The organism is Delftia sp. PX-1 (assembly GCF_055797465.1).
Map to the genome: position 1 here is coordinate 2,341,559 of NZ_CP184763.1, position 15,450 is coordinate 2,357,008.

The 15,450-nt window shown below is 62.7% G+C and carries 13 protein-coding genes and 1 riboswitch; of the genes, 7 read left to right on the forward strand and 6 right to left on the reverse strand.

Annotated elements, in window-relative coordinates; all coding sequences use genetic code 11:
- Positions 1 to 39: 39 nt before the first annotated feature.
- The 4 genes from ACN20X_RS10820 to ACN20X_RS10835 form a co-directional block, all read right to left on the reverse strand.
- On the reverse strand, positions 40 to 450 hold the full coding sequence (locus ACN20X_RS10820) for a hypothetical protein (protein WP_473210582.1): 411 nt from the start codon (positions 448 to 450) through the stop codon (positions 40 to 42).
- Positions 447 to 1,001, reverse strand: a complete 555-nt coding sequence (locus ACN20X_RS10825; protein ID WP_473210583.1) for a hypothetical protein — start codon at positions 999 to 1,001, stop codon at positions 447 to 449. Before ACN20X_RS10825 ends, ACN20X_RS10820 begins: the two co-directional genes overlap by 4 nt.
- A complete protein-coding gene (locus ACN20X_RS10830; protein WP_473210584.1) occupies positions 991 to 2,106 on the reverse strand; it encodes a hypothetical protein in 1,116 nt (371 codons plus the stop codon). Before ACN20X_RS10830 ends, ACN20X_RS10825 begins: the two co-directional genes overlap by 11 nt.
- 981 nt (positions 2,107 to 3,087) lie before the next feature.
- Positions 3,088 to 3,399, reverse strand: a complete 312-nt coding sequence (locus ACN20X_RS10835; protein WP_473210585.1) for a helix-turn-helix domain-containing protein — start codon at positions 3,397 to 3,399, stop codon at positions 3,088 to 3,090.
- Between the two features lie 141 nt (positions 3,400 to 3,540).
- Between ACN20X_RS10835 and ACN20X_RS10840 the strand changes: the two genes are divergently transcribed.
- Positions 3,541 to 3,924 (forward strand): hypothetical protein, encoded by a 384-nt coding sequence (locus ACN20X_RS10840; protein WP_473210586.1) that lies wholly within the window; start codon positions 3,541 to 3,543, stop codon positions 3,922 to 3,924.
- A 37-nt stretch (positions 3,925 to 3,961) separates the two neighbouring features.
- Here ACN20X_RS10840 and ACN20X_RS10845 read toward each other — a convergent pair whose 3' ends face one another.
- Positions 3,962 to 4,312: an ArsR/SmtB family transcription factor gene (locus ACN20X_RS10845; RefSeq protein WP_473210587.1), complete on the reverse strand. Its 351-nt coding sequence runs from the start codon at positions 4,310 to 4,312 to the stop codon at positions 3,962 to 3,964.
- A 258-nt stretch (positions 4,313 to 4,570) separates the two neighbouring features.
- On the opposite strand from ACN20X_RS10845, the gene fusA reads away from it, so the two are divergent.
- A complete protein-coding gene (gene fusA, locus ACN20X_RS10850; RefSeq protein WP_473210588.1) occupies positions 4,571 to 6,673 on the forward strand; it encodes an elongation factor G in 2,103 nt (700 codons plus the stop codon).
- 424 nt (positions 6,674 to 7,097) lie between these two features.
- Here fusA and ACN20X_RS10855 read toward each other — a convergent pair whose 3' ends face one another.
- Positions 7,098 to 8,012: an inositol monophosphatase family protein gene (locus ACN20X_RS10855; protein ID WP_473210589.1), complete on the reverse strand. Its 915-nt coding sequence runs from the start codon at positions 8,010 to 8,012 to the stop codon at positions 7,098 to 7,100.
- Between the two features lie 216 nt (positions 8,013 to 8,228).
- Here ACN20X_RS10855 and ACN20X_RS10860 point away from each other — a divergent pair, with 216 nt between their 5' ends.
- From ACN20X_RS10860 to ACN20X_RS10880, 5 genes are all read left to right on the forward strand, one after another.
- Entirely contained in the window at positions 8,229 to 9,047 is an 819-nt protein-coding gene (locus ACN20X_RS10860) for an RNA methyltransferase (RefSeq protein ID WP_473210590.1), read from the forward strand.
- A gap of 35 nt (positions 9,048 to 9,082) precedes the next feature.
- Positions 9,083 to 9,907, forward strand: a complete 825-nt coding sequence (gene cysE / locus ACN20X_RS10865) for a serine O-acetyltransferase (protein WP_017407425.1) — start codon at positions 9,083 to 9,085, stop codon at positions 9,905 to 9,907.
- A 62-nt stretch (positions 9,908 to 9,969) separates the two neighbouring features.
- Positions 9,970 to 10,632 (forward strand): nitroreductase, encoded by a 663-nt coding sequence (locus tag ACN20X_RS10870; protein WP_473210591.1) that lies wholly within the window; start codon positions 9,970 to 9,972, stop codon positions 10,630 to 10,632.
- Positions 10,633 to 10,694: 62 nt separating this feature from the next.
- Positions 10,695 to 10,820, forward strand: a riboswitch (TPP riboswitch).
- A gap of 265 nt (positions 10,821 to 11,085) precedes the next feature.
- Positions 11,086 to 13,029: a phosphomethylpyrimidine synthase ThiC gene (gene thiC / locus ACN20X_RS10875; RefSeq protein WP_012204233.1), complete on the forward strand. Its 1,944-nt coding sequence runs from the start codon at positions 11,086 to 11,088 to the stop codon at positions 13,027 to 13,029.
- Between the two features lie 173 nt (positions 13,030 to 13,202).
- Entirely contained in the window at positions 13,203 to 15,446 is a 2,244-nt protein-coding gene (locus tag ACN20X_RS10880; protein ID WP_016453852.1) for a CRISPR-associated helicase/endonuclease Cas3, read from the forward strand.
- The last annotated feature ends 4 nt before the right edge of the window (positions 15,447 to 15,450 follow it).

The following is a 15,450-nucleotide window of genomic DNA, read 5'->3' on the forward strand; positions in this document are numbered from 1 at the left end:
GCGAAAACTTAGTCTTTCCAGCCGTTGACGGTCGCTTCCTCATCCCTTACGAACCATTGGGGGCGGAATTTCGGCTAGAACGAACAATAGATCGGAGAGAACCTGAATTTTCGATTCGTCAATGACCACCCCATCAGGACGGCGAGCAGGGAGTAGTACTTGCTCGATTTGCTCTCCTTCTTGCCAAGTCGCTATGACCGTGGTGCTTCCCTTCTGGCGGTGAATGGTTAAATCTTTGCCGGCCAACTCAAGGGACAACGCCGCTTCTAAAAACTCACTTTGCAATGCATAAGTCCACTCAATGTTGCCGCCAAAGCAATAATCGATAAGTCGTGCAATACTGGATTTGCCAGCGCCAATTTTACCCCAATAGAAATTAAATCTGCCAAACTCAATGGTTTCGGTTGACTGTCTGAACACTAGATGGAGTGACTTTAAATAGAGATTCATATTCCTATGGGGTCTCCCCATTTCATGGTTTCAATTTCAGGAAAAGTCTGCTGAAAAAATAATGAGAGTGCCTTGCCACTTCGGTGGCCGAACGCGTTGGCAATCAATCGCGCACGCTGCGCCATGTCTCCAAGGGCTGCATCTTGTGCCAATGCTTCGGCTGCGAGCCGTCCAAGATCCGTAGCATGCAAGATAACCGTGCGGCCATGCGCAGATATATGTACTAAACGCTTTGCCACTAGTAGAGCAAGCCACCTTCGATACAAAGGGTCCCATGGTCCATATCTGAATCTTACCATCTTCGCTTCGATAGTAGTACGCTCAAAAGGTTGAACGATTGCAGTGTCTGAGTTCACTCCGATGGCTTTTAGCGAGCGCTCTAAACATGTCGGATAGCGAAGTAAGAAGTCCAGCTTCGCAAGCTTCGTAATTCCATCTAGCGGTTTTGCGTTCTTGCCCCCTATTGCTGTTAGCAGCAATAGCAGTCTCGCCATATGGAGGTGGTCATCAAGCTCTGTATAGGCGAGCGCACGTACAAGCTCAAACGCCATCGACTACCCCGAAATCGAGCGGAAGAGACTTGCCCCATGCAAAGTAGCAACTACCAGAAAGCAGTCCTGCCATACCTCGCAGTGTTTCGACCCGAACGTTGAAAACCTGTTCACCATCGCCGCTACTGAGCTGTTCCGTTCGTGCAAGGATTCGCCTGAAAATTCTTGGACCTCGAGTTTCTTCTGGGTCATCACTGAACTCAGCCTCGGCGTTTTGGCACTCTACAATCATCACCGCTTCTAACTGATTGAGCTTCTGCAAACCTCGCTTTGGGTCTAAATGCATTTCCTCCATAAGATGCTTCTCCGCAGAAATTGCCTGCAGCCAAATACTGCTGAACTGACCACCCACTCCGCCAAGCTCCATCTTCTGGCGAAGCACTGCCTTTTGTCCTGATAGTTTTCCGAGCTTTAGCTGCCCTTGGGCGTCGTAGAGGAAGTTCTCGCCTGGGTGCCGCATCAAAATCTGCCTCACCTCATCTGCTGTAATCTTCTTTGCCTCTATTGAGGCGAGCTCGCGACCGTCAGGAGCTAATGGACACGCCAATAGCGATAGCGTCGAAGCATCTTTGATAGATGCGTAATGCATACGTTGGTAAACTTGCTGCCCGGCCTCGCGAAGCCGAGACATTGGAAGGTTCTCGCATTCGGGTACTTCAGAAACTATGGTTGCGAGCTGGTCCCTAAAAGCCTCCAGCTGTGGTCCCTTCTGGAACAATAACTTCTGCATCACGCGAAACACCACATCAGGTGCGTAGCCGACGGCATCGCTCAGCGTCTTTAGCACCGTCTTGTACGGCTCATTCAATCGCGTGAATGATGACTTCTTTTTGCACTCGTCGATGAGGTGCGTTGGGCTGGATGCGAACGTTTCTGGCTTCTTGGTGTTGGCCGTCGGTACGTAGGGCTTGATATTCGAGAAAAGAACGTAGTGACGGATTTGGTCGCCGTACTCATGCTCTAGTTTGCATTGTTTCCTTACTGCGTCGATAAAACCTTCGTGAGTGCATTTCCAGCGGGTCCCTGCATTTAGGGTCGTCTTGGACTGGATCGCGTCATATTGCCCCCCGCCGCAGTCGGCCAGCAGGTCGTCGTGATGCTCCATCCATATGGCGTTGTAGCCATTTTTGCCTGCAATCGCTCCACATAGGAGCACTACGCCCGCAATGCACTGGTATGAGTATTGAAGTTGAGTGTCGTCTCCTTTGTCGGCCTGAACGGTAGGCCTCCCGTGTATTTGGCCAGGTAGGCCTAGCGGTACAGAATGAGACTTCACTAATATGGAGAATGACGTACTACCGTCTTTCGACATTGTTGAACTCCGATGGTTGGCAACACACGTCTCTTCGCTCGGGCCAACGCCGAGGCCTCTGCGTGCCCATCTGCTCGAATGATGGGGACACTACAGTCGTAACGAAGCAATTTACAGAGCATAGTCGATTGCTTTTAGTAGGTTGCAGTGCTCGGGCCGAACACTGCGCTGCTCCGCTTCCAAATCCGACATTGGCGGCGCAAGTGCGAAAGCTTGGCACAGGTGACCCAGCTCAAGATTGGCAGCCCGAAGAATTTGAGGAGCCGCCGGGCATCTGTGGCCCAACACTCAGTAGAAAGCTCGAGGCCGAAGCGATGAGCTTGCGAATGGTGCTACTGGAGGCCTGCATGTGTGGGAGCCAAGGGCGGGTATGGCTCTGCCGCGACGTTCTCAAAGATGTTCATGAGCACGATGAGCCGAAGCAACCACAGGTCGAGCGTCGTTGATTTGCTGGCTTTTGAGCATTTTGCGCGCATACCTGAGAGGCCTGATAAGGATCGAAATCATAGGGTTGGCTGGACCGAATTTCGCTGTTATCGCTCCAAATTTTTGAGGCTTCCCATGGCAAGCTGCGTACCTACCGAGCCCCAACAATTAACCGTAGGAGGTCGCCGACATGACCGTCACGATACTCAGAGACGGCGTCCTGGATATCTCCGTTGGGCGCTAAGCAGCGCTCCGAGGGGCGCAGCCTATTGCCTTAGGCCGTCCCTCGGGAGTCCGCTGCGACCGGCAACTTCTGAACCCTTGCCAGCATCGCAAGCTTCATGCAAATCACTGAATTCCTGATTTCGCAGGTTCAGCCCCCGCCCCCAACACCCCCTCCGCCCTCCCCATCACCTCAGCCGCGCCACACCCCAGCCCCCGCGCAATCTTGAACACGATGACCAGCGTGGGCATGTGCTCCCCACGCTCCACCTTGCCCATGTGAGAGCGTTCGATATCGGCGAGGTTGGCCAGTGATTCCTGGGAGATGCCGCGCTCGTTGCGAAGGGCGCGCACCGCCGCGCCGAAAGCCCGGGCAATGTCTGCATCAAATGAAGTGGCGCCGGCTGGACGGCCGCGTTTGACAGGACGCTTTTGCATGGGCAAGAGCGTCAGTTTTTGATGCAATTTAAACCACGTTATATTTAACTCTTTTGTTGATCTTGGGCTGCTGCTGCCTTGCATCCGGCACAGCTCGGTACGAGGCCGAGACGCAGGCTTCAATCATCAGAGGAGGCTTCGATGGATCAAGACATCTGCACCGTTTCTCAACCCAAACTCGACGACCTGGCCATCGACGCCGTTCTGCACCTGGGCGCTGCCCTCGAAGTGCTGGAGCTGCACGCCAGCCACAAGGTCACGGCCATCAACTGCGTGTGCCGCGACCTGCTGCGCATCTACTACGCCAAGGCCGATCAGGCGCAGTCGCTGGAACCGCAGGACAAGGAACTGCTGGGCCTGCTGCACGACACGGCGGTGGACCTGGGCTATGCCGTCGAGGTGGTGGACCATCTGAATGGCGACGAGGCCGACGACCCCATCCTCTATGCCGTGAGCTATCTGCTCAAGGCGGCCAAGCGGTTTGCGGATGAGGGCGTGGCGGCGGGGCTTACCGTGAAGGGGTAGGGCGCAGGGCTGCCGCCTGCGTTGCAGGGGCGGGGCTTCAAGAGCAGGGTTTGAGGTGGGCCGCCGTGGCCTGTTCGGTCAGCGGGTCTTCGGCCAGGGCCTGCAGCAGCGCGTCCAGCAGGCCGGGAAAGCGCGCATCCAGGTCTTCGCGGCGCAGGGAGAGCAGGTTTTCCCGGCCATCGGGGCGCTGCCAGATCACGCCGCTGTCGCGCAGCACGCGCCAGTGGTGGGTCATGGTGGATTTGGACTGGCCTTGAAGCAGCGAGCCGCAGGCGCGCTCATGGCCTGCGGCCAGCGCGCGCACCACGGCCAGGCGCAGGGGGTTGCCCATGGCGTTGAGCAGGTTTTCCAGGCGTATCTGTTCGCGGTCGGGGTGGTTGGCAAGCATGAATCGTCCAGTCGATGGGGCGCCACTGTGCCATGGAAGCAATGCCGCAGGTCGCTGATGCGGCGTGGCGCGGGCAGTTATCTGGCAGACAGGGGCATGGCGTGGTGAAAACATGGATCGTTCTGCAAGAAGTTGCGGAAGATAGTACGATTGTCTTCGTACATTCCAATTGTCATCAACCCTCATTCAACCCCCGCGAGAATCCCAGCCCACGGCAGATCCACGCATCAACGCTTATCAGCACCCAGGAGTCCTTTCATGGCCCGCCATACCCCCATAGAACGCTATCGCAACATTGGTATCTCCGCGCACATCGATGCCGGCAAGACGACCACGACCGAGCGCATCCTGTTCTACACCGGGGTGAGCCACAAGCTGGGCGAGGTGCACGAGGGCGCCGCCATCATGGACTGGATGGAGCAGGAGCAGGAGCGCGGCATCACCATCACCTCGGCGGCGACCACCTGCTTCTGGAAGGGCATGGACGGCCGCTTTGACCAGCACCGCATCAACATCATCGACACCCCGGGCCACGTGGACTTCACCATTGAGGTGGAGCGCTCCATGCGCGTGCTCGACGGCGCCGTCATGGTCTATGACGCCGTGGGCGGCGTGCAGCCGCAGTCCGAGACGGTCTGGCGCCAGGCCAACAAGTACAAGGTGCCGCGCCTGGCCTTCGTCAACAAGATGGACCGCACGGGCGCGGATTTTCTGCGCGTGCGGCAGATGATGGTGGACCGCCTCAAGGCCAATCCCGTGCCCATCGTGCTGCCCATTGGCGCGGAGCAGCAGTTCACCGGCGTGGTGGACCTGCTCAAGATGAAGGCCATCATCTGGGACGAGGCCACGCAGGGCATGAAGTTCGAGTACCAGGACATTCCCGCAGCCATGGTGGCAGACGCCAGGAAGTGGCGCGAGTCCATGGTGGAGGCGGCTGCCGAGGCCAGCGAAGACCTGATGAACCGCTACCTGGAAGAGGGCGACCTGCCCGAGGCCGACATCCTGCGCGGCCTGCGCCTGCGCACCATTGCGGGCGAGATCCAGCCCATGCTGTGCGGCTCGGCCTTCAAGAACAAGGGCGTGCAGCGCCTGCTGGACGCCGTGGTCGAGCTGATGCCTTCCCCGCTGGAAGTGCCGCCCGTGGAGGGCCATGCGGAAGACGGCTCCATCATCGTGCGCCATGCCGATGACAGCGAAAAATTCTCTGCCCTGGCCTTCAAGCTGATGACCGACCCCTTCGTGGGCCAGCTCACCTTTGTGCGCGTCTACTCGGGCGTGCTCAACAAGGGCGACAGCGTGCTCAACTCCGTCAAGGACAAGAAGGAGCGCATTGGCCGCATCGTGCAGATGCATGCCAATGAACGCCTGGAGGTCGATGAAATCCACGCCGGCGACATTGCCGCCTGCGTGGGCCTGAAGGACGTGACCACGGGCGAGACCCTGTGCGACCCGTCCGCGCCCATCGTGCTGGAGAAGATGGTCTTCCCCGAGCCCGTCATCGCCCAGGCCGTGGAGCCCAAGTCCAAGGCCGACCAGGAAAAGATGGGCATTGCCCTGTCGCGCCTGGCGGCCGAAGACCCGTCGTTCCGCGTGCGCACCGATGAGGAATCGGGCCAGACCATCATTGCCGGCATGGGCGAGCTGCACCTGGAAATCATCGTTGACCGCATGAAGCGCGAGTTCAACGTGGAAGCCAACGTGGGCAAGCCCCAGGTGGCCTACCGCGAGACCATCCGCAAGAAAGTCACCGACGTGGACGGCAAGTTCGTGCGCCAGTCCGGCGGCAAGGGCCAGTACGGCCACGTGGTCTTCACGGTGGAGCCGCAGGAACCCGGCAAGGGCTTCGAGTTCGTCGACGCCATCAAGGGCGGCGTGGTGCCGCGCGAGTACATCCCTGCGGTCGAGAAGGGCGTGATCGAGGCCCTGACCAGCGGCGTGCTGGCCGGCTACCCCGTGGTGGACGTCAAGGTCACGCTGACCTTCGGCTCGTACCACGACGTGGACTCCAACGAAATGGCATTCAAGATGGCGGCCATCTTCGGTTTCAAGGAAGCTGCCCGCAAGGCCAGCCCCGTCATCCTGGAACCCATGATGGCCGTGGAAGTCGAGACGCCCGAAGACTACGCCGGCACCGTCATGGGCGACCTGTCCTCGCGTCGCGGCATGGTGCAGGGCATGGACGACATGGCCGGCGGCGGCAAGTCCATCAAAGCCGAAGTGCCCCTGTCCGAAATGTTCGGCTACGCCACCTCCCTGCGCTCGCAAACGCAAGGCCGTGCCACCTACTCCATGGAGTTCAAGCACTACGCCGAAGCACCGCGCAACGTGGCCGAGGCCGTGATCAACGCACGGGTCAAGTAAAAGAGTCTGCGCCACAGGCCAGGCCGTGAGGCCATGGCCGTGGCCCTCACCCCTCCCGTATGCCCACGCCTGCGTCGGGCCGCCTGCGGGGTTGCAGTCCTGCCGAAGGACAGGACTGCCTCGTCATCTGACTCGCCGTGATGTTTGAACGTAGCGCGCAGCGCGAAGAGAGTTTCACGGCGAACCCCGCAGGCGGCCCGGCGCAGGTTGCCCGCAGCGAAGCGAAGGGACGTGGACATTCGGGTCGCCTTCTTTGATCTGACCTTTCTTGGCGAATCAAGAAAGGGCAGTCGGCCGCCGGGCCGAGACCCGGCCTCGAAAAGCAACCCCCCGGCAGGGTCAAAAACAAAGTACCCAAATCCACGCCCAATGAAAAACAGCCCCTTGAAGGAGCTGTTTTAAAGAGAGAGAGGAGAAGCCGGAATCAAGCCTCAGGCTGCTGCTCAGACTCAGCAGTTTCAGCCTCAGCAGCCGGAGCCGCCTCACCCGAATCCGCCAAAGCCTGCCGCACACCCGCCTTCTCACCAGCCGAAGCAAACTTGCTGTACTTGCCAACGATGCCGACCAGCGCGCCATAGATGCGCGGATTGCCCGCCAGGCATTCCTTCTGCTCCAGGAAATCCGCCTCGCCCGTGAAGTTGCCGACCAGGCCACCAGCCTCGGTCACCAGCAGGCTGCCGGCGGCCACGTCCCAGATCTGCAGGCCGCTTTCGAAGAAGCCGTCGGCAAAGCCGGCTGCCACGTAGGCCAGGTCCAGCGCGGCGGCGCCGGGGCGGCGCACGCCTGCGGTTTCCTGCATCACGTCGCCCAGCATGTTCATGTACTGCTTGAAGTTGTCGCCACGGCGGAAGGGGAAGCCGGTGGAGATCAGGCTGTCCTTGAGCTGGATGCGCTTGGACACGCGGATGCGGCGGTCATTCAGGTAGGCGCCGCGGCCGCGCGTGGCCGTGAACAGGTCGTTGCGCGAGGGGTCGTACACCACGGCATGCTCGACCTTGCCCTTGAAGGACAGGGCAATGCTCACGCAGTACACGGGGAAGCCGTGGATGAAGTTGGTGGTGCCGTCCAGCGGATCGATGATCCAGACGTAGTCGGAGTTCTTGGCGCCGAACTCGTTGCCCGATTCCTCGGCAAGGATGCCGTGGCCCGGGTAGGCGCCCAGCAAGGTTTCGATGATGGCCTGCTCGGCCGCCTTGTCCACCTCGGTCACAAAGTCGTTGACCTGCTTTTGTGCGACACGCACGGATTCCACGTCAAGAGCCGCGCGGTTGATGATGGCGCCGGCGGCGCGTGCGGCCTTGATGGCCACGTTGAGCATGGGATGCAGGTTGGTCGACATAGATTGTGAGGCGTTGGCGGAGCAGCGGCTGTGCAAGGAGAGGACGGTCCTCTCTGGCAAAAGCAGGCTGTTTGACGCGGGTAAGAACGGAAAAAGCCGCGTCCGGCGATGCGGGGCGGCGACAATAGCGCGCAATTTTACCCGCCTTGTCCGTTTTGTGCTGCGCAACCTGTCCCGTCTTGGGGGCTCTGCCGGCGCCGGCAGGCCAGCGACGCCATGAAAACCCGATTCGTACTGATAGAAACCAGCCACGCCGGCAATGTGGGTGCCGCCGCCCGCGCCTTGAAGACCATGGGCTTTGACGACCTGGTGCTGGTGCGCCCGCGCTGGCCGAACGTGCTGCGCAAGGAAGAGACCATCCAGCGGGCCAGCGGCGCGCTGGACGTGCTGGGCAATGCGCGCGTGGTCGAGACGCTGGAGGAGGCGCTGGACGGCATCAGCCACCTGTGCGCCACGGCCATGACGCCGCGCGACTTCGGCCCGCCCACGCGCACGCCGCGCCAGCATTTCGAGCTGCTGCTCAGCGGGGCGCTGGATGTGCTGGCTGGCCCCGATGCGCCCGATGAAGCGGCGCCGCCCATCGATGCATCCGTGTCCGCACCGGCTCCCACGCCGCGCTGCAACCAGTCGGGCGTGGCCTTCCTGTTCGGCTGCGAGCGCTTCGGCATGAGCAACGACGATGTCTACCGCAGCGATGTGGCGCTGTCGATTCCGTCCAATCCGCAGTTCGGCTCGCTGAACCTGGGGGCGGCCATCCAGGTGGTGGCCTACGAATGGCGCCAGGCGCTGGGCGGCTTTCCCGTGGTGGAGCACACGCCCGCGCCGCAGCGCGCCGACGCGGCCCAGGTGGCCGGCATGCTGGGCCATTGGGAGCAGGCGCTGGCGCATATCGGCTTTCTCGATCCGGCTGCGCCCAAGAAGCTCATGCCGCGCCTCAACCAGCTTTTCAACCGCTCGCAACTGACCGCCGAGGAAATCCACATCCTGCGCGGTGTTGCGAAGGCCATGCTGCAGAGCACCCCACCGAAACGCTAGACTGAGCGGTCTTGTCAACAATAACCAGCCCCTAGATGCTTGACCGCCTGCGCTCCGATATCCAGTGCATCCTCGACCGCGACCCTGCGGCACGCAGCACCTGGGAGGTCATCACCTGTTACCCGGGTCTGCATGCGATCTGGCTGCAGCGTCCGGCGCACTGGTGCTGGAACCATGGCCTCAAGTGGCTGGGGCGCTTCATCTCGCACATCGGCCGCTGGCTCACCGGCATCGAGATCCACCCCGGCGCCGTCATCGGCGAGCGCGTCTTCATAGACCACGGCATGGGCGTCGTCATCGGCGAGACGGCCGTGGTCGGCGACGGCTGCACCATCTACCACGGCGTGACCCTGGGCGGCACCTCGCTGTACAAGGGCGCCAAGCGCCATCCCACGCTGGGCCGCGATGTGGTGGTCAGCGCGGGCGCCAAGGTGCTGGGCGGCTTCGAGGTGGGCGACGGCGCCAAGATCGGCAGCAATGCCGTGGTCATCAAGCCCGTGCCCGCAGGCGCCACGGCCGTGGGCATTCCGGCGCGCATCATCGCCAGCAAGAACGGCCACAGCGCCGATGTGACCGAGCACGACCTGGCATCGGCCAAGGCCGAGTCCATCAAGGTCCCGTCCGCTGCCGCGCCCCAGCCGTTCACGGCCTACGGCATCACCCAGGAAATGGACCCCGTGGCCCAGGCCATGCGCGGCCTGAGCGATGGCGCGGCCGCGCATGAGCAGCAGATCGCGCTGCTGTGGGAGGCCATTGCCAAGCTCTCTGCCGGCAGCAAGGTGGGCGACTGCGTGCCCTGCGAGTCCGAGCGCCCGCAGGCCTTCCAGAAGGACAAGATCGACCAGATCATGGGCAAGTAGGCCTGCACAAGATCATCAAAGATCCCCAAGATCCCCCAAGAAGACCGGAGACTCCGACCAGCATGAACGTTGAACAGGCCTTGCATGCGCGCCGCTCCGTGCGCGCCTTCCTGCCCCAGTCGCCCGATGCGGCGCTGGTGCGCACCCTGATGGAACAGTCGGCCAATGCGGCCTCGGGCGGCAACCTGCAGCCCTGGCGCGTGCTGGCGCTGACGGGCGATCCGCTGCAGCAGTTGCTCACCGCCGTTGCCGAAGCCGAGCCCCAGGACGCCCAGCCCGGCCTGTCCTACCCGCCCAATCTCTGGGAGCCCTACCGCAGCCGGCGCTTTGCCAATGGCGAAGAGCTGTACCAGTCGCTGGGCATTCCGCGCGACGACAAGCCCGCGCGGCTGGAGCAGCTGGCGCGCAACGGCCAGTTCTTCGGCGCGCCCGTGGGCCTGATCGTGGCCGTGGACGAGCGCATGGGCCTGCCGCAATGGGTGGACCTGGGCATCTACCTGCAGTCCTTCATGCTGCTGGCCTGTGCCAATGGCCTGGCCACCTGCGCCCAGGGCTTCTGGCGCCGCTACAACGACGCCGTGACCCAGGCGCTGGCGCTGCCCGAGGGCTACCACGTGGCCTTCGGCATTGCGCTGGGCTACGAGGACAAGGATGCCCCCATCAACGGCTGGCGCGCCACGCGCGCACCGATGGCCGAATGGGGTGCGCTGCGCGGCTTCGACTGACGACGGCGCATGGCCCCTGGGCAAACCCGCAGGCGATGGGCCGCCCACCATCCCCTATACTTGCCGCTGCTCCGGGGTGTGCTGATGCACTGAGATGCCAACCGGTCCATGCGCTGCATGGGCCAGGCGGCGAACCCGACGAACTTGATCCGGTTGATACCGGCGGAAGAAGAGCGGGACCCTGAAGCGGGGCCGAAGTCAGAGGATGGAAGTCCGCCACGGCGGATACACGCAGGGCCGCAACGGCCAGGCAGGCCACCATCCGATGCGCATCGGCCCTTGCCAACCAAGGCTGCTCGTGCGCCTTGGCGTGCGTGGCAAGCAGGGGCCAAGGCCATACGGCCCTGGCAGGCCCACACTGGCATAGCCCGGTGCGCGGCCTTTGGCACAGCCCAAGGAGTGTCCGGTTCCCGGAGCGTTGTTGATCGACGCTTTGAACGCAAGGAACCCGACATGAACGCTCCCGATTCCATCTTCACCCCCGCAGCCGGCGAAGCTCCAGACGCACAGCGTTTTTCCGACCTGCTGGCGCAGTCGCGCAAGCCGTTCCCGGCCTCCACCAAGAGCTATCTGCAAGGCAGCCTGCACAGCGGCCTCAACGTGCCCGTGCGCGATATCCAGCTGACCAATGGCGAGCAGGTCAGCGTCTATGACACCTCGGGCCCCTACACCGATCCGGCCGTGGCCATCGACGTGCGCAGCGGCCTGCCGGGCGTGCGCAATGCCTGGATCGAGTCGCGCGGCGACAGCGAGTACTACGCCGGCCGTCTGCGCCAGGCCCTGGACGACGGCGGCAAGCGCGGCGAGGAGGACGAGCGCGTGGCCCGCCTGCGGGCCGAGGCCGCATCGCTGCAGCGCCAGCCGCGCCGCGCCAAGAGCGGCGGCAACGTCACCCAGATGCACTACGCGCGCAAGGGCATCATCACGCCCGAGATGGAGTACGTGGCCCTGCGCGAGAACGGCCGCCGCGAATGGATGGCCGAGTACCAGCAGGATGCCGCGCGCGAGGCGCGCCTGGCCGGCAACGGCCTGGGCGCTGCCATCCCCAAGATCATCACGCCCGAATTCGTGCGCGACGAAGTGGCGCGCGGCCGCGCCATCATCCCGGCCAACATCAACCACCCCGAGATCGAGCCCATGGCCATCGGGCGCAACTTCAAGGTCAAGATCAACGCCAACATCGGCAACTCGGCCGTCACCTCCAGCATCGAGGAAGAGGTCGAGAAGCTGGTCTGGGCCATCCGCTGGGGCGCGGACAACGTGATGGATCTGTCCACCGGCAAGAACATCCACACCACGCGCGACTGGATCATCCGCAACTCGCCCGTGCCCATCGGCACCGTGCCCATCTACCAGGCGCTGGAGAAAGTGGGCGGCATTGCCGAGGACCTGACCTGGCCCATCTTCCGCGACACCCTGATCGAGCAGGCCGAGCAGGGCGTGGACTACTTCACCATCCACGCCGGCGTGCGCCTGGCCTACATCCACCTCACGGCCCAGCGCCGCACGGGCATCGTCTCGCGCGGCGGCTCCATCATGGCCAAGTGGTGCATGGCCCACCACCGCGAGAGCTTCCTGTACGAGCACTTCGAGGACATCTGCGACATCATGAAGCAGTACGACGTCAGCTTCTCGCTGGGCGACGGCCTGCGCCCCGGCAGCGCCTCGGACGCCAATGACGAGGCCCAGTTCGCCGAACTCAAGACCCTGGGCGAGCTGACCCAGCTGGCCTGGAAGCACGACGTGCAGACCATGATCGAAGGCCCTGGCCACGTGCCCATGCACATGATCCAGGCCAACATGACCGAGCAGCTCAAGCACTGCCACGAGGCGCCGTTCTACACCCTGGGCCCGCTGACCATCGACATCGCCCCCGGCTACGACCACATCGCCAGCGCGATCGGCGCGGCCATGATCGGCTGGTTCGGCACCGCCATGCTGTGCTACGTCACGCCCAAGGAACACCTGGGCCTGCCCGACCGCGACGACGTCAAGCAGGGCATCATCGCGTACAAGATCGCCGCCCACGCCGCTGACGTCGCCAAGGGCCACCCCGGCGCCCGCGCCCGCGACGACGCGCTGAGCCAGGCCCGCTTCGACTTCCGCTGGCAGGACCAGTTCAACCTGGGCCTGGACCCCGACACCGCCCAGGCCTACCACGACGAAACCCTGCCCAAGGACAGCGCCAAGGTGGCGCACTTCTGCTCCATGTGCGGCCCCAAGTTCTGCTCCATGAAGATCACCCAGGAAGTGCGCGAATTCGCCGCTGCCAAGGGCGTGGCCGAGCAGGAAGGCATTGCCGCCGGAATGCAGGCCAAGGCCGAGGAATTCAACCGCGCGGGCGGGGAGTTCTATATCCCCATCGTGGCGGCCAGCAGCGATACGACGGCGCGTTGAAATCTGCTGACTCCTGATCGGGAATGCGCCATGTAGGCTGATATTTCCCCTATAGTCGATCCAGCCTTGGACTGGTCAAATAAACACCGCAGGCGCTTTGGTGCCTGCGGTGTTTTTTCTTAGGACTATTCCTGTTTTTACCGAGAAATAGACGGAAGAATCTGAATTGTCTTATGGGTGACTTCTTTGCGCATTCCACAGCCAATGTTTCAAAGGCCGATTGGCAATCCCTGCCGGATCACCTGAAGGGTGTGGGCACATTGGCTCGACAGTTCGCACAGGCCTTCGGTGCCGGTGAGCTGGCTGAGATACAGGGCTGGCTGCATGACCTGGGCAAGTACACCGAGCCCTACCAACTTCGGCTGCAAGGCGGCGCACTGCGCGTGGACCACTCCACCTGGGGTGCGCGCATTGCAGCCAGACACTATCCCGGAATAGGCCATTTGCTGGCCTATGGAATTGCCGGGCACCATGCGGGATTGGCCAATGGGGATGGGCAAGGGGAAAGATCCGCATTGCGCCAGCGGCTCGATGACGGGTATGAATTGCCGGCGCTCGATTCCGCCTGGAAGCGAGACATCGCATTGCCCGCCAAGCTGCCCATGGTCGATCTCAAGCCCTGTGACGGCAAACGCAAGAATTTCCAGTTGGCATTTTTCACACGCATGATGTTTTCATGCCTGGTCGATGCCGATTTTCTCGATACGGAGCGCTTTTATCTGAAGACGGAAAGCCGTCCCGATCATCGCAGCGCGGGTAAGCCGGCCCCCAGCCTGCAGGCCTTGCGCGAGCAGCTCGATCACTTCCTGGCAGGTCTGCCGACGGGGGGCGACGTCAACCCCATCCGCTCAGGCATCCTGCAGCATGTGCGTGCGCAGGCGGAACTGGCGCCGGGGCTGTTTTCCCTGACGGTGCCCACGGGTGGGGGCAAGACGCTGGCGTCGCTGGCCTTCGCGCTGGACCACGCCATACGCCATGGCCTGAGCCGAGTGATCTTCGTGATTCCGTTCACCAGCATCGTCGAGCAGAACGCCGCCGTATTCCGCAATGCCCTGGGCCCGCTGGGCGACGCCGCCGTGCTGGAGCACCACAGCGCTTTCGTGCAGACCGAGCCGCTGCGCGACGACCCTGAAAAATACCAGGCGCAAAAGAAGCTGCAGCTGGCCATGGAGAACTGGGACGCGCCCATCATCGTTACCACGGCCGTGCAGTTCTTCGAAAGCCTGTTCGCCGCCCGGCCATCGCAATGCCGCAAGCTGCACCGCATCGCGGGCAGCGTGGTCGTGCTGGACGAGGCCCAGACCATGCCCCTCAAACTGCTGCGGCCCTGCGTGGCGGCCATCGACGAACTGGCGCGCAACTACCGCGCGAGCGTGGTGCTATGCACCGCGACCCAGCCTGCACTGGTGGCGCCCGATTTCGAGGACGGCCTGAACGAAATGAGGGAGCTGGCGCCCGACCCGGACCGGCTGTTCACGCAACTGGAGCGCGTGCGCGTGCGGCACCTGGGCGTGCTGGACGATGAGGCGCTGGCCGGGCACATGCGCTCGCGCGAACAGGTGCTGTGCATCGTCAACAACCGCCGCCATGCGCGGGCCGTCTACCAGGCCATGGCCGATCTGCCCGGCGCACGCCATCTGACCACGCTGATGTGTGCCCGGCACCGCAGCGAGGTGCTGGCCGAAGTGCGGCAGATGCTCAAGGAAGGCAAACCCTGCCGGCTGGTATCGACGAGCTTGATAGAGGCCGGCGTCGATGTGGACTTTCCCACCGTGCTGCGTGCCGAGGCGGGCCTGGACTCCATCGCCCAGGCCGCTGGCCGCTGCAACCGGGAGGGACGGCGCGCCAGGGATACCAGCGAGCTGCTTGTGTTTCTGCCGGGCAATCCGGATTGGGCACCGCCACCTGAACTCAAGCAGTACGCGGAGAAGGCGCGAGAAGTACTCAGGCAGTTCGAGGCGCAGCCTCTGGCCCCCGAGGCCATCCAGCGCTACTTCTCGCTGCTTTACTGGCAAAAGGGCTCGCAGGCCCTGGATGTGCCGGATCTGCTGGGGCAACTGACGGCAAGCCGCTTCGACAGCCTGCCGATGGAAACCCTGGCGGCGAAGTTCCGGCTCATCGACAGCGTGCAGATGCCGGTGATCGTGCCGTATGACGACAAGGCCAGGGACGCGCTGCGGGCGCTGGAGCATGCGCAAGGCAGCGTGGGCCTGGCGCGCAGCCTGCAGCCCTACCTGGTGCAACTGCCGCGACAAGGCTTTGATGCGCTGCGCAAGGCCGGGGCCGTGGTGCCGGTGGCCGAAAGCAAATGGGGTGATCAATTCATGGTGCTGGCGCACGAGGGCTTGTACGACCCGCGCCATGGCATCCATTGGGATGAGCCCGCGCTGATCCAGACCGAGCATTTGTGCTGGTAGCGCA

Bases quoted from the DNA above. Each gene is read 5' to 3' on its own strand.
- ACN20X_RS10820 (WP_473210582.1), bottom strand. From the start codon at position 450: ATGAATCTCTATTTAAAGTCACTCCATCTAGTGTTCAGACAGTCAACC.
- ACN20X_RS10825 (WP_473210583.1), bottom strand. From the start codon at position 1,001: ATGGCGTTTGAGCTTGTACGTGCGCTCGCCTATACAGAGCTTGATGAC.
- ACN20X_RS10830 (WP_473210584.1), bottom strand. From the start codon at position 2,106: ATGGAGCATCACGACGACCTGCTGGCCGACTGCGGCGGGGGGCAATAT.
- ACN20X_RS10835 (WP_473210585.1), bottom strand. From the start codon at position 3,399: ATGCAAAAGCGTCCTGTCAAACGCGGCCGTCCAGCCGGCGCCACTTCA.
- ACN20X_RS10840 (WP_473210586.1), top strand. From the start codon at position 3,541: ATGGATCAAGACATCTGCACCGTTTCTCAACCCAAACTCGACGACCTG.
- ACN20X_RS10845 (WP_473210587.1), bottom strand. From the start codon at position 4,312: ATGCTTGCCAACCACCCCGACCGCGAACAGATACGCCTGGAAAACCTG.
- fusA (WP_473210588.1), top strand. From the start codon at position 4,571: ATGGCCCGCCATACCCCCATAGAACGCTATCGCAACATTGGTATCTCC.
- ACN20X_RS10855 (WP_473210589.1), bottom strand. From the start codon at position 8,012: ATGTCGACCAACCTGCATCCCATGCTCAACGTGGCCATCAAGGCCGCA.
- ACN20X_RS10860 (WP_473210590.1), top strand. From the start codon at position 8,229: ATGAAAACCCGATTCGTACTGATAGAAACCAGCCACGCCGGCAATGTG.
- cysE (WP_017407425.1), top strand. From the start codon at position 9,083: ATGCTTGACCGCCTGCGCTCCGATATCCAGTGCATCCTCGACCGCGAC.
- ACN20X_RS10870 (WP_473210591.1), top strand. From the start codon at position 9,970: ATGAACGTTGAACAGGCCTTGCATGCGCGCCGCTCCGTGCGCGCCTTC.
- thiC (WP_012204233.1), top strand. From the start codon at position 11,086: ATGAACGCTCCCGATTCCATCTTCACCCCCGCAGCCGGCGAAGCTCCA.
- ACN20X_RS10880 (WP_016453852.1), top strand. From the start codon at position 13,203: ATGGGTGACTTCTTTGCGCATTCCACAGCCAATGTTTCAAAGGCCGAT.